Origin of the sequence: Mesorhizobium sp. CO1-1-7 (assembly GCF_020164885.1) — a bacterium.
Lineage (GTDB): Bacteria > Pseudomonadota > Alphaproteobacteria > Rhizobiales > Rhizobiaceae > Mesorhizobium > Mesorhizobium australicum.
Map to the genome: position 1 here is coordinate 333,454 of NZ_JAIUHA010000006.1, position 12,122 is coordinate 345,575.

A 12,122-nucleotide genomic window follows, 5' to 3' on the forward strand; every position below is an offset into this window, starting at 1 on the left:
GTACAGGTGACGCGCCGCTGCCGCGCCATTCTATCTGACCTTGATGACGACCTTGCCTTTTGTCCGTCCGGTCCCGACATAGGCCAATGCTTCGTTGGTCTGTTCGAATGGGAAGACCCGATCGACGACGGGGCGTACGGCGCCGGATTCGATGAGCGACGTGATCTTGCCCAGCTGGTCGCCCTGCGCCCACATGAACAGGAACGAATAGTCGACACCGGCGCGTTTTGCCTTGCGGCGTATGCCACGGCTGAGCAGGCCCACGATCAGCCTCAGGACGATGTTGAGGCCTTGTTTCCTGGCAAAGTCGGAATCCGGGGGGCCGGAGATGGAGATCAGCTTGCCGCCCGGCTTCAGAACGCGCAGCGATTTTTCGAGCGTCTTGGCGTCCTGGCTGTTCAGGACAACGTCGTAGCCCTGCAGGACGTTTTCGAAATCATCCTTCTTGTAATCGACGACGATATCGGCGCCGAGACTTTTGACCAGATCGGTGCTCGCCGCGCTCGCTGTTGTCGCGACCGTCGCGCCGAGATGCTTCGCCAGCTGGATGGCGAAGGTCCCCACCCCGCCGGAACCGGCCTGGATGAAGACTTTCTGCCCCTTCCTCAGTTTGGCTTTCTCGACCAGCACCTGCCAGGCAGTCAGGCCGACGAGCGGGATCGAGGCGGCCTCTTCCATGCTGAGGTTTTTTGGCTTCAGAGCCACGTCGGCTTCGTTCATGGCTATGGATTGCGCGAATGTCCCGATCCGGCCATCGCGCGGCCGGCATAGACTTCGTCGCCTGGCTTGAAGCCGCGGACTTTCGATCCGACCCGCACGACGATCCCTGCCACGTCGTGGCCCAGAAGGAAGGGCGGGCGATAGGGCAGGATGGGTTTGAACTCTCCGTCCCGGACTTTGGCATCCAGGAGGTTCACGGCGGCGGCATGGATCTCGACCAGGACATCATCGTCCCGCGGATCCGGCTCTGGCATTTCGGCCAGCCGCAGGGCGCCCTTCTTCTGATATTTGTCGACGACAAAGGCTTTCATCATGGTCACTTTCTGAAAATCGTTTGCTCAGGCAGGCAAGCGGAACTGCTTGCGCAAGATCTTGTCGAACATCCCGGCGGGCGCGAAGCGACGCAGCAGGCTGACCTGCCGGGCCGCCTTGCCCGCGGTGTAGCGCCGGCGCGGCTGGCTGGCGGTCGCCGCTTTGACGACCACATCCGCCACCACTTCCGGCCGATCGGCTTTGGGCATCACATCGGCAAGCAACGCCTTGAAGCCGGCTCGCGCCCGATCGTATTCCTTCAGCACGGAATCCGGTTCTATTCCATTCTGGTCGAAGACGGTGCGCACGAATGCCGGCTCGATGACCGAGACGCGAATATTGAAAGCACGAATCTCATGATCGAGCGATTCCGAATAACCTTCGAGCGCGTGCTTGACCGCGGAGTAATGCGCCGAATATGGCGCGGGTACCAATCCCAGGATCGAGCCGATATTTATGATGCGTCCTACGCCCTGCCGCCGCATCGACGGCAACACCGCATTGGTCACGCGCATGACGCCGAACAGATTGACGTCGAACAGCGCCTGCACCTGCGAGATCGAGGATTCTTCGGCTCCTCCAAACATGCCGACGCCGGCATTGTTGACCAGCAGATCGATGCGGCCGGTCTGCGCGTGTATGGTTGAAACGAGTGCATCGATGGCCTTGTCGTCGGTCACATCGCAAACCAGCATGGTTACTCCGTTCGGGCTGTCGCCGAGCTTGCGGCGGCTTGTGCCGAACACGGTAAATCCCGCTCGCGCCAGCGCTTCCGCGCTGGCGCGGCCGATGCCCGAGGAGGCTCCCGTGACGAGCGCGGTCTTTCCCGAATTCCTGTTCATTTGGTGCTCCAAAATCATGAGGGCTAGCTTTTTCGCCTCGTTAGAATTATGCTCGTAATATCATATTACACTCATAATGCAATAGAAGAAAGGAATCGCAGCCATGCGCTATGAAAAAGGCCGGAAGGACGCCTCGCGCAGCCGGATCATGGAGGTTGCCGCCAACCGTTTTCGCGGTGACGGTATCGCCGCGTCCGGGCTCGCAACCATCATGAAAGACGCCGGCCTGACCAACGGGGCCTTCTATCCGCACTTTCAATCCAAGGCGGCGCTTGTCCGTGAAACCGTGGCAGCGGCCTTGGAGGATCAGTCGGACCAGATCCGCGAAGCTTTGGCTGCCGGCGGCCTGGATATGGCCATCGACACTTATCTGTCGACGGCACACCGGGATAATCCGGGACAGGGCTGCGCGTCCGCCGCATTGCTGCCGGAGATCGCACGCGAGCCTTCCGAAACACGTCAACTCTATACCGAGCGCTTGCTGACCCAGGTGCGCCAAGTGGCGGCGGAACTGCCGCCGCGGACCCGGAATCGGGAAAGCGTTGCGCTGGGCATCTTTGCGACCCTTATCGGCGCCCTTCAGATGGCCCGCGCCGTGGACGGAACGGAACTCTCGGAACGCATCCTCGCGGCAGGGGCAGACGCGGCGCGCACGCTGATCCAGCGGGATAGCGAGGCTTCCTCCTAGGTTCGAGCGAAGCTGTAGCTCAGACGAAGTCTGCAAGGTGCCGGCAAGCTGATCTCGGCTCTCGTAGCAGAGGCGCTTGACGGTCGCTGGGCGCTGAAACTTTCCGCAAGCCGGCCTCGTTGCTGCGCAATCGCTTCCTGAGGCGATGACAAGTCCCTCCAATCAATGCCTCGCTGGCTGCGCCCGCGAGGCCTTTTTTGTGCGGCGACAAGGCCGTCCTGCCGGAACCCGGAACCATCCGCGAGCCGCGAAGTTGTCCAGACGACCTGAAGCCTGGTCGTCCAGCGTCAGCGGCGATGAGCAGCAGCGGGGAAGATTGCTGAAAACCAAGCAGTCGCCTGGAGCCGTGGCTCGCGTTCCAAATATTGCAAATATTTCTAAGGCTAGACAGAACACATTTTGGCGGAATTAGGGAATTTTGGTCTGATAAACCGGAACTTTCGGGCAAACTGTTTCGTTATAACCTTGATCGTTGCTTCGACGATCACAAAGCAACAGGGAAGGATCCAGTCATGAACATCAAGATGATCTGTCTTGGCGCGATGGCGCTTTCGATGGCCACCGGTTCGGCTCTCGCGGGAGGCAGCACGGGAACATCCGCTCTCGACGATCCTGCCAAGATGAAGCCGTTCTACACGGACTCAGGCATGAAGAAGATGGTCGGCAATGATGACTTCGTCAAAGCCTGGAAGGCCCTCACGCCCGAGGACCAGACCGCCATGAAGACCGCCTGCGCCGACGAGGCCAAGAACGCCAACCCGACCAACACGCATCCGGAGTTCTGCAGCAGCGTGAAATTGAACGGTGGCAGTTGATAACGCGCCGCAGCCGTGAAAACAGCCCCTTTCGCGGGGCTGTTTTCGTGACCGCCGTGCTTTGCCCTGCCGCTACTCATTCGGCCCCCACTCCAAGTGCCTGATCCCACGAGTTTTTGCCTCGATCAACACATTTCCCGCTTTTTTCAAGAAGAGGAAAAAACAGCGTCCTTGCTCTGGCCATGTTGCACTGCGAAATATATGCTGCATTGCAATATCGGCTACCCGGCCGGACAGGTGACGGCTGGGCGCAAACGAAGGAGCTGTCGTGGCGGCATCGTTTCGGCCTGACATACAGGGCTTGCGCGCGCTGGCGGTTGGCGGCGTCGTCGCCTACCATTTCGGCCTGACGGCGCTGCCTGGCGGCTTTGCCGGGGTCGACATCTTCTTTGTCATTTCCGGCTGGCTGATCACCACGCATCTGATGCAGGAGATCACCGAGACCGGCCGGCTCGACCTCTGGCGCTTCTATGCTAGGCGCGCACGGCGCCTTCTGCCGGCCGCCATCTTCGTCATCCTGGTCACGCTCGCCGTCGGCACCTTCATCATGGCGCCGCAGGAACAGGCGCTCTATTCGCGCGGCGCCATGTATGCCGCGGCCTATACCATCAATCTGTGGCTGCTGCGCTGGTCGTTCGACTATTTCGCCGCCGATGCCTTGAGCAACCCCTTCATCCACTTCTGGTCGCTGTCGGTGGAGGAGCAGTTCTATCTCGTCTGGCCGGCACTGCTTGTCTTCGCCGCCTGGCTGCATCGGGGCCGGCGCATGACGGTGGTCGTGATCGGTACCGTCGGCCTCGCCTCCTTCGCGGCTTGTCTCTGGCTCACCAGTCTCTCGCCGGCCTGGGCTTTCTATTTCTCGCCGCTGCGGGCCTGGGAATTCGCCGCCGGCGGCCTGGCGACCTTTGCCGCGCCAATCTTGTGGCGGCATCAGTCCTGGCTGCGGGCGGCACAGGGATGGCTGGGCTTGGCGCTGATCGCCGTCGCCTATCTCTGTTTGAGCGAAGACCTGCCCTTCCCCGGCTGGTACGCGCTGCTGCCGGTTGCCGGCTCCGTGCTGGTGCTGTTGAACGGCGCCGGCGAGCAGGGCGATGCCCCGGCCAGGACTCGCTGGCGGGCCTTGGCGCCCGCCGCCATGCTCTCGCTGCCGCCCTTGCAGTGGGTCGGCACGCTCTCCTATTCGCTCTATCTCTGGCATTGGCCCGTCATCGTCTATGCCACCATGTTGCAGCCCGACCTCGGCGTGGCGCAGCGCATCGGCTGCGCCGTGCTGGCGCTGGCGCTGTCGGCGGCCACCTACCGGCTGATCGAAAACCCCGCGCGGCGCGGCGACTGGCTGGCGGCGACAGCCAGAGCCTTTCGCTTCGACGCCAGCCCGGCCGCAGGACTGCTTCGGCTTTTCCCCGGGCTTGCCCTCGCCCCGGCCCTCGTGCTGACCGCCGCCGGCGTGGCTGCGGCCTACGCCAACGCGCATCTGGCCACGCGCAACATCGACCCCACCCAGCGCGGCATCGAAGAGGCCGCCGAACAGCCGTCCATCGCGCGCGCCGTCGACAAGGACTGCCTGCTCGATTTTCACACGGTGGAGCCGAAACCTTGCACCTTCGGGCCGGCCGACGCCGCCCACACCATCGTGCTGTTCGGCGATTCGCATGCCGACCACTGGTCGACGCCGCTGGTCGAGGCAGCAAAACGCAACGACACCAAAGTGATCACCTACCTCAAATCCTCGTGCCGCGCTTCACGCCTGTCGACCTTCAACGCCGTGCTCAAGCGCGACTACACCGAATGCGACGCCTGGCGCGAACAGGCGATTTCAGACATTATCCGCAGCAAGCCGCGCCTGGTGGTGATCTCGGAGTTCTCGATCGGCAATCTGACACGCGACATGTCCGCCGCCAGCCGCAAGGCCGAGATAGCTCGCTGGCAGGCTGGCCTGCGCTCCACCTTGGAGGCCTTCAGCCAGGCCGGCGTCGAGGCCGCCGTCATCCGCGACACGCCGATCGGCGACAGCTTCGCGAACGCCTGCGTCGCCCGCGCGCTGTGGTGGCGCGAGGCGCCGTCGCTGTGCGACACGCCGAGGGCCGAGGCCGCCAATGACGACGTGGCCGCCGCCGAGCGCGCGGTGGTGAAAAGCATCCCCGACACGCTCTATGTCGACCTCACCGACCGCTTCTGCGGCCCGACCGAATGCCACGTCTTCATCGACGGCAAACTCGCCTTCCGCGACAGGCATCATCTGGCGACGGCCTTTGCCGAGACACTGACAGCACCGCTGGAAAAGGCGCTGTTCTAGAGGGTTTCCTTTCTCCTGCGGAAGAAAGAAGAGGCGCCCGCTTACTCGGCCCCCGTTGCATCCAGGGGAAATGGACAGCGGCGGCCAAGGTTCAAAACGCGCCCCACCATGTTGAAGGTATGGCCAGGGCGGCATCGCCGGACAGGTCCTTTCGCGTCCCGGCAAACAGCTCGAACGATCGATCCACCGATTTATGGGAACAGGGCCGCGGCTGCAGCGTTTATTAGGCACACCTTAAGAAGGAGGTTGTCATGAAAAAGCTCTTGCTTGCATCCGTGATCGCGGTCGCTTCGGCGGTGGCGGTGATCGCTCCGGCAAATGCCGCCAGCATCACGCTCGGCATCGGGAACGGCTATGATGACGACTACTACGTTCCCAGACATCGCGACTATTACCGTCACTACTCCGACGATAGCGACTATTACGGTGGCTACTCCGACGATGGAGCCTATTACCGCCGTCACCACTATCGTTATGGCGTGTACGACGACGGCTACCGGCCGCGCTATTACGGCATGTACCATCGCCGCTGCCACACCGAGGTGGTGAAGCATTGGCGCCACCACCACCGTGTAATCGAGAGAGTGCGGGTCTGCGGCTACTGACCTTGGGATTTGGCCCGGCCGGCGTTAGCCGGCCGGTGGCGGATAAAGGAGTGTGCCTCAAGATCAGTGCACGCCCGCGAACCGCTCTCGGTGGTGAGCCAAGAACGCCGGATGGGGCATCAATCGCGAATCCTTGGGCCAGTGCAAACCTTGGGATTCAGGGCGAAAGAGATTTCTCAATTCACTGGGGACCCGATTATGAGCGACCAGCAGCCGATGGTTCTCGTCTATCGAAATCAGGTGTCGGTCAAATAGCCAGTGCACGGTGGCTGATAGCGCGATGCCATTGCGCACAACATCGGGACCACCAGCCGCGACCGGCTTGATATGTGCGGCCTGAACCTCAGCTCGACCACCACCATTGATGATGCGCAAGCCGGTGACGGCGCAGGTATCCTCGTAGGCGCGACAGACCTCCAGCCGGAAAGTCGCGTCACGGACTTTGCGGTTTAGCAAAATCCGCTCGACCCGACGATCGACTGTCTCGGCAAAACCGGATTGTCCACCGAAACGAGGCTGCATCGACCATGGAACGTCGAGCGGAAGCATATCAGGGCTAAGTCTTCTGGCATTTGCGGGGTCGAGTGGTTCCCGCAAGCCAGCCAGGACGATCTCGTCGAAATCCTCCTGCGGGATCAACCGTATCGATCTGCCTTGTATCTCCCGACCAACGCGGCGCGGGTCACCGACATGGCGTAGCGCTGTCTCTGCGTAGCGGCCGTCCTTCTTGAAAGGCACAGGTGTCGGAAAGTCCAGGTAGTCCGTCACATTGGCATAGTAGTGGCCGGCCAGTTCCAGATCCGGCTCAATATCGGCCACCCGAGCGACGGCAATATAAGCTTGGCTACCATTATTGCGTCGAGGTTCACGGTAAAGCACCCAATCACCAACCGAATTTCGAGCCACTTCCAGATAGCGAGCCGGAAAGTGATAATGGCCTTGGCCATCCTTATAACCAGACCCCGATTTCAAATCGAAAATGGCTTTCACGATTCCCCTCGGCACTACACGGACTGGAATTTAGCCGCGTTTCGAACATCGTGCGAGATGGCTCCTTCCAACAATGGTTGCACCTCTGGCCCTTCACTTTCGTGCCAAAACGCAACACCATCTTCCCGAATCATGAGACGATGAAAAGTGGACACCCTCTCGACCACCGAACGAAGTGAACGGATGGCGCGTATCCATGGCAGGGATACGAAGCCGGAGATGGTCGTGCGCCGGCTACTCCACGGGATGGGCTATCGTTACCGGCTCCACCGTGGCGACCTGCCTGGAAAACCGGACATTGTTTTTGGAAAACGCAAAAAAGCGATTTTCATTCATGGGTGCTTTTGGCATCGTCACGACGATCCGGCGTGCCGGCTCGCCCGTCTTCCAAAGTCCCGGTTGGATTTCTGGGAACCTAAATTGTCGGCGAACGCGGAGCGCGACGCGCTCAAACAGGATGCACTAAAGCGGCTCGGCTGGAACGTCCTGGTTGTCTGGGAATGCGAATTGCGGCAAAGTGAACAATTAGAGAACAAGCTGCGCCAATTCGTGGGGGAATAGCATGAAATCGATCGAGCTGTTCGCGGGCGCTGGCGGGCTTGGCATGGGTGTGAGCCGTGCCGGATTCACGCCGGAAGCCGTAATCGAGTGGGACCGGTGGTGCTGCGACACCATTCGCGAAAACCGGGCCGATGGCCTCGGCCTGGTCGGTGATTGGCCGGAGCCTATCGAGGGCGATGTTCGCGGCGTGGATTTTCGGGCACACGAGGGCAAGATAGATCTGGTGACAGGCGGCCCGCCCTGCCAACCATTCTCGTTGGGCGGCAAGCATCGCGCCCATCTGGATTCGCGTGATATGTGGCCGGAAGCGGTCCGGGCGGTTCGGGAAGCCAAGCCACGCGCCTTCATCTTCGAGAATGTCAAAGGGCTGACTCGCGAAACCTTCGCGACGTATTTTTCGCACATCGTGCTGCAAATGACCTACCCGGAGCTGGTCGCCGAATCCGACGAGGGTTGGGAAAGCCATCTGCGGCGGCTTGAAAAGCATCATACCGGCCGTCGTGGACCAAGAGGCCTTGAATATCGGGTTGTTCCACGATCGTTAAACGCGGCGAACTACGGTATCCCGCAGCGTCGGGAGCGGGTAATTTTCGTGGGCTTCCGAGCCGACCTCGACATCAAATGGGCTTTCCCGTTGGAGACGCACTCTCTCGAGGCCTTGCTGTGGGATCAGGAAAAAGGGGACTACTGGGATCGACACAAGGTCCGCAATGCTGATCGCAAGGTTGGCGATAGGCATTCCGAGCGCGCGGCACGACTCGACGTCAAACCCAAAACCGCGCCGTGGCGGACAACGCGAGACGCGATAGGCGATCTGCCCGATCCCGAGCATGAGTTGCGAAAAGCCGCGAACCATAACAACCACCGGTTCCAACCGGGAGCGCGATCCTATCCCGGGCACACCGGAAGCCCACTCGACGAACCGGCCAAGACGCTGAAAGCAGGTGTCCATGGCGTTCCGGGTGGCGAGAACATGCTGCTACGGCCAGATGGCAGCGTGCGCTACTTCACCGTGCGCGAAAGCGCGCGCTTGCAGACATTCCCGGATAATTTCCGTTTCCATGGCGCATGGTCCGAAACCATGCGTCAGCTCGGCAATGCTGTCCCGGTGGAACTGGCGAACATCGTCGCGCGCAGCGTGAAACGCCATCTCGACTTCGGTGGGTCGGATTTCTTGAAATGAAGGGTTATGTCGAATTCGAATTCGACCTTCCAGGCGCACTGTTGGCACGACTTATCGACGTGCTTGACAGGCTTGATACTGCCCCGCTCAACACCGCGAGCTTGCAGGCGGTCCCCGAGGAACAGGGCGTCTATCAACTCCTGCTTGATGGTCAGCTCGTCTATGTGGGCAAGACTGACGCCGAGGCCGGACTACAGAAGCGCCTGTCCCGCCATGCCCGCAAGATCATGCATCGGGTTGACCTGGATCCAGTGCGCGTTAGCTTCAAGGCCGTGCGCATTTTCGTGTTCACAGCCATGGATCTGGAGGCGAATCTCATACGCCACTATGGCGGCGTAAAGGCCATAGATTGGAATGGAAGCGGGTTCGGCTCCAACGATCCAGGCAGGCAGCGCGACACCACTAAGGTCAAATCCAAGAACTATGACGCTAAGTTCCCGATCGACATTGACCGGCAAATGGCGTTCGCCATCGACCATGGCGAGACCGCGTCAAGCGCCCTCGCTCGGCTCAAAGAGGCCTTGCCGTACACGTTCCGTTTCCAGAAAGCTGACTCGGATTTCGATGCAACCAAGCTGGCGGCGTTGAGCGGCCCTATAACTCCAAGGGCAGCGATCCGTCATATCGTGAATCCCTTGCCTCAAGGATGGCAGGCAACCGCCCTGCCCGGTTACATCATCCTCTACAAAGAGAAACGTGATTACCCCCAGGCTGAAGTAATCGCGGTTTCAAAGGGGTAGAAGGGCCTATCAAACAGCCGCGCCCTTCGCTGCTCACCGTCCCATCATCATCCCATAGTGCACGGCCAGCAGGTCGAGCCCTACCTTCAGCAGCCTCGTCACCACGTCGCGGCCTTCGCCATCCTGTTCGGCCACGGTCTTCACCGGCTGTTCCAGGCACACGACCTTATGCACGATTGCCGCCACATCCCAATGCCCGAGGGCCCGTGTCGCGGCGGCGTGCGCGCGGCCGGCGTTGAGCACGCTGTCGGCGATGCCGCCGCCGATGCGGCCGCCGTCGACGCGCTCCGTCCAGCGCATCGGCTTCATATCGGCCTGCTGGCTGCACCGGAAGTGCTCGCGGTAGCGCATGCCGGCCTCGCGCTGTTGGCGGGTCAGCGAGGTGATGCCCAGCAGCGGGTCGACATTGCGCACCCGCACGATGCCGCCGGTGGAAGTGTGGCCGTCATTCGACACCTCGTAGACGCGCCGCGCCTCGGCCGTGCCCGGTGTCAGCCGCTTGCGGCCGAAGGCATCGTCCTTCAGCGCGAAATCATGGCCGACCTCGCGGCGGATGCGCACCTGCTCGGCCTCGCCTCTCGGCAGTTTCGGCGCTTGCGGCCTGGCGGCCTTGGTTTTTTTGGGCATGGGTGGCTCCTTGGTTGTGTTCGAGTGGTGGCCAATTCTCAGTCGGCTCTGGCGTGGCCGAGGGCGTCCCCCTCTCCGTCCCGGCTTCGCCGGGCCACCTGCCCGCCGCTTCGCACAGGCGAGGAAACCAGGCCGGCGCCCCTCCGCGCCAGCAACTCCCGCATCACCCGCCGCTCGCGCACTTCGATGCAGAGCTGCGCGCTCGAAGGGCAGAACTGCGCGTTGCCGCTCCTCACCTCGCCGCGCACGAAGCGCTGGATGGCGGCCTGCAGGTCGCCCAGTTCGGCATCCCTGATCGCGCCGAGGTAGCCGCGCAGTTGCATCTCGACGTCAGTCAGGGCGGATTGCGGGAAGCAGGAGAACATTGCCGCCAGCGCCTTCGTTGCCTGCTGCAGTTCGGCCGTGGTCATATCCGCGGATCTCCTCGATGATGGCGTTGGCGGCGTCCCCGTGGGTTTTCGGCCTGGTCCAGCCCGGCGGCTTTTTGAGCCGGCCCGGTCTTTCGCGCCCTTCGCGCGCTGAAAAAGCCGAAGCTTTTTCCATCTGGTTTCTGGACTCTGGAGAATGCCGCGTCAAAACATCGGCGTTTGCTTGGGTATGCGCCTTTGTTTTGAAGGCGGTGGCGGCTCCGCCGCGCGCCCCGGCGGCCGCTCTCGCCTCGCTCTTGAGCCGCGCCTTGCGCAGCTCCTTCGTCAGTCTCTTGTGTCCGATCTCGTCGCCCTCGCGCTCGAAGAAGGCGAGCAGCTCGGCGCTGATCGCGCGCCATCGCTTCAACGGCAGGCGCGCCACGCGCGCCAGCCTCGCGTCATCCTCGGGCAGGCTTCCCCCGGCGTTCCACATCGCCATCAGCAGCAGCATGTAGGCGCCGATCTGCTCGGTCGAGAGTTGCAGCGTGTCGCCGACGAAATCGGAGACGTAGAGCTGCATGAAGGGCCGTTCGCTCATGCCGCGCACCACCTCGTTCTTACAGCCGCGCTAATGGAACCCGCCGCCGGTCCGGACGTTGTGACGCGTCCATGCCCAAGGGGAGGATTGCCCATGACGGCTTTCATGCCGGTGACCCTGCGTTTCTGCGACAACAAGACCATGCTGGTCGGCTCGGTGGCCGATGCGGCGACAGCGCTTCGTCACCAATGGCCCGACAAAACCGCGCCCGGCTATCTCGAGGCGGCGCGGCTCGTCCGGCTCGCGGTCGAGGGTACTTGCTGTCCACGCCCCGCCTTCGAGGCCTTCCGCGAGGCGGCCAGGCAACAAGGCATATTGGTGGCCAAGCCAAGAAGCCGCGCGCATGAGTGGCTCGACGCGGCGGCGAGCCCCTGAGACGGCCGCGATGCAACCGGCGGCAGGCCTTGTGCGTTTATGAGCGTCGGCTCGAACGCCGCGCCCGGACCGAAGGTGAATGCCGTGGGTACGATGAAGACCGGAGTGCCGCTCAAAGTCTCCCTGGACGGCCATGTCGAGGAGATCGAGACTGTCAGCGAGGCCGCCGATTTCCTGCAGCGCTGGCCGATCGAGCGGCGGGGCCACGTCTATCGCAGCGCCCTCAACGCCTGCAGCGCCGCCATCGCGGCGCAGATCTCGCAATCCGATGCGATGAAAGTGTTCACCGGCTTTGCCCGGGTTGCCGGCATTCTGGTTGCCGGCGGCGGCCCGGCGACGATGCTGGAGCGACGGGCGGTGCAGCCGCCCAAACAAGGGCGCCAGATGCCGAAATAGCGGTGCGGCGCGATAGGCGTTCACGGT

The 12,122-nt window shown here is 62.1% G+C and carries 14 protein-coding genes and 1 pseudogene; 9 read left to right on the top strand and 6 right to left on the bottom strand.

Translation table 11 applies throughout. From position 1 onward, the window contains the following. Positions 1-30 precede the first annotated feature (30 nt). Positions 31-1,031: pseudogene (locus LB516_RS15530) on the bottom strand (NADP-dependent oxidoreductase). A 27-nt stretch (positions 1,032-1,058) separates the two neighbouring features. Beyond that, positions 1,059-1,874, bottom strand: a complete 816-nt coding sequence (locus tag LB516_RS15535; RefSeq protein ID WP_140824361.1) for an oxidoreductase — start codon at positions 1,872-1,874, stop codon at positions 1,059-1,061. A gap of 103 nt (positions 1,875-1,977) precedes the next feature. Here LB516_RS15535 and LB516_RS15540 point away from each other — a divergent pair, with 103 nt between their 5' ends. The 4 genes from LB516_RS15540 to LB516_RS15555 all read left to right on the top strand — a co-directional run bounded on the left by LB516_RS15540 (position 1,978) and on the right by LB516_RS15555 (position 6,278). After that, positions 1,978-2,562 carry a TetR/AcrR family transcriptional regulator gene (locus LB516_RS15540; RefSeq protein WP_140824360.1) on the top strand — a complete coding sequence of 195 codons (585 nt, stop codon included), beginning with the start codon at positions 1,978-1,980 and terminating at the stop codon, positions 2,560-2,562. A 512-nt stretch (positions 2,563-3,074) separates the two neighbouring features. Then, the gene (locus LB516_RS15545; protein WP_015316825.1) at positions 3,075-3,377 is read left to right on the top strand and encodes a hypothetical protein; all 303 of its coding nucleotides are present in this window, start codon (positions 3,075-3,077) and stop codon (positions 3,375-3,377) included. Between the two features lie 268 nt (positions 3,378-3,645). Further along, on the top strand, positions 3,646-5,673 hold the full coding sequence (locus tag LB516_RS15550) for an acyltransferase family protein (protein ID WP_224719895.1): 2,028 nt from the start codon (positions 3,646-3,648) through the stop codon (positions 5,671-5,673). A 251-nt stretch (positions 5,674-5,924) separates the two neighbouring features. Beyond that, a complete protein-coding gene (locus LB516_RS15555) occupies positions 5,925-6,278 on the top strand; it encodes a hypothetical protein (RefSeq protein ID WP_224719896.1) in 354 nt (117 codons plus the stop codon). Between the two features lie 63 nt (positions 6,279-6,341). Here LB516_RS15555 and LB516_RS15560 read toward each other — a convergent pair whose 3' ends face one another. Beyond that, positions 6,342-7,268, bottom strand: a complete 927-nt coding sequence (locus LB516_RS15560; RefSeq protein ID WP_140725052.1) for an HNH endonuclease — start codon at positions 7,266-7,268, stop codon at positions 6,342-6,344. 147 nt (positions 7,269-7,415) lie between these two features. Here LB516_RS15560 and LB516_RS15565 point away from each other — a divergent pair, with 147 nt between their 5' ends. Genes LB516_RS15565 through LB516_RS15575 form a run of 3 tightly spaced genes read left to right on the top strand, consistent with a single transcriptional unit; the run spans position 7,416 to position 9,752 of the window. Beyond that, positions 7,416-7,829, top strand: coding sequence for a very short patch repair endonuclease (locus LB516_RS15565; protein WP_140725049.1), 414 nt, complete (start codon positions 7,416-7,418; stop codon positions 7,827-7,829). 1 nt (position 7,830) lies between these two features. Then, positions 7,831-9,012, top strand: coding sequence for a DNA cytosine methyltransferase (locus tag LB516_RS15570; RefSeq protein ID WP_140725046.1), 1,182 nt, complete (start codon positions 7,831-7,833; stop codon positions 9,010-9,012). Beyond that, the gene (locus LB516_RS15575) at positions 9,009-9,752 is read left to right on the top strand and encodes a GIY-YIG nuclease family protein (RefSeq protein ID WP_224719897.1); all 744 of its coding nucleotides are present in this window, start codon (positions 9,009-9,011) and stop codon (positions 9,750-9,752) included. Before LB516_RS15570 ends, LB516_RS15575 begins: the two co-directional genes overlap by 4 nt. A gap of 33 nt (positions 9,753-9,785) precedes the next feature. Here LB516_RS15575 and LB516_RS15580 read toward each other — a convergent pair whose 3' ends face one another. From LB516_RS15580 to LB516_RS15590, 3 genes are read right to left on the bottom strand one after another with little or no spacing between them, the layout of a single operon-like run. Further along, the gene (locus LB516_RS15580) at positions 9,786-10,379 is read right to left on the bottom strand and encodes a DUF6456 domain-containing protein (protein ID WP_224719898.1); all 594 of its coding nucleotides are present in this window, start codon (positions 10,377-10,379) and stop codon (positions 9,786-9,788) included. A 38-nt stretch (positions 10,380-10,417) separates the two neighbouring features. Then, a complete protein-coding gene (locus LB516_RS15585; RefSeq protein WP_224719899.1) occupies positions 10,418-10,789 on the bottom strand; it encodes a hypothetical protein in 372 nt (123 codons plus the stop codon). Then, positions 10,710-11,336 (bottom strand): YdaU family protein, encoded by a 627-nt coding sequence (locus tag LB516_RS15590; RefSeq protein ID WP_224719900.1) that lies wholly within the window; start codon positions 11,334-11,336, stop codon positions 10,710-10,712. The genes LB516_RS15585 and LB516_RS15590 overlap by 80 nt, the downstream gene beginning before the upstream one ends. 81 nt (positions 11,337-11,417) lie before the next feature. Here LB516_RS15590 and LB516_RS15595 point away from each other — a divergent pair, with 81 nt between their 5' ends. Together LB516_RS15595 and LB516_RS15600 are read left to right on the top strand one after the other, a co-directional pair. Continuing rightward, positions 11,418-11,699, top strand: a complete 282-nt coding sequence (locus LB516_RS15595) for a DUF982 domain-containing protein (protein WP_140617911.1) — start codon at positions 11,418-11,420, stop codon at positions 11,697-11,699. A 39-nt stretch (positions 11,700-11,738) separates the two neighbouring features. Beyond that, a complete protein-coding gene (locus tag LB516_RS15600) occupies positions 11,739-12,095 on the top strand; it encodes a DUF982 domain-containing protein (protein WP_140788394.1) in 357 nt (118 codons plus the stop codon). Positions 12,096-12,122 lie beyond the last annotated feature (27 nt).

Coding starts and splice junctions, on each gene's coding strand:
- LB516_RS15575 (WP_224719897.1), top strand. CDS start 9,009: ATGAAGGGTTATGTCGAATTCGAATTCGACCTTCCAGGCGCACTGTTG.
- LB516_RS15595 (WP_140617911.1), top strand. CDS start 11,418: ATGACGGCTTTCATGCCGGTGACCCTGCGTTTCTGCGACAACAAGACC.
- LB516_RS15570 (WP_140725046.1), top strand. CDS start 7,831: ATGAAATCGATCGAGCTGTTCGCGGGCGCTGGCGGGCTTGGCATGGGT.
- LB516_RS15585 (WP_224719899.1), bottom strand. CDS start 10,789: ATGACCACGGCCGAACTGCAGCAGGCAACGAAGGCGCTGGCGGCAATG.
- LB516_RS15580 (WP_224719898.1), bottom strand. CDS start 10,379: ATGCCCAAAAAAACCAAGGCCGCCAGGCCGCAAGCGCCGAAACTGCCG.
- LB516_RS15600 (WP_140788394.1), top strand. CDS start 11,739: ATGAGCGTCGGCTCGAACGCCGCGCCCGGACCGAAGGTGAATGCCGTG.
- LB516_RS15555 (WP_224719896.1), top strand. CDS start 5,925: ATGAAAAAGCTCTTGCTTGCATCCGTGATCGCGGTCGCTTCGGCGGTG.
- LB516_RS15535 (WP_140824361.1), bottom strand. CDS start 1,874: ATGAACAGGAATTCGGGAAAGACCGCGCTCGTCACGGGAGCCTCCTCG.
- LB516_RS15540 (WP_140824360.1), top strand. CDS start 1,978: ATGCGCTATGAAAAAGGCCGGAAGGACGCCTCGCGCAGCCGGATCATG.
- LB516_RS15545 (WP_015316825.1), top strand. CDS start 3,075: ATGAACATCAAGATGATCTGTCTTGGCGCGATGGCGCTTTCGATGGCC.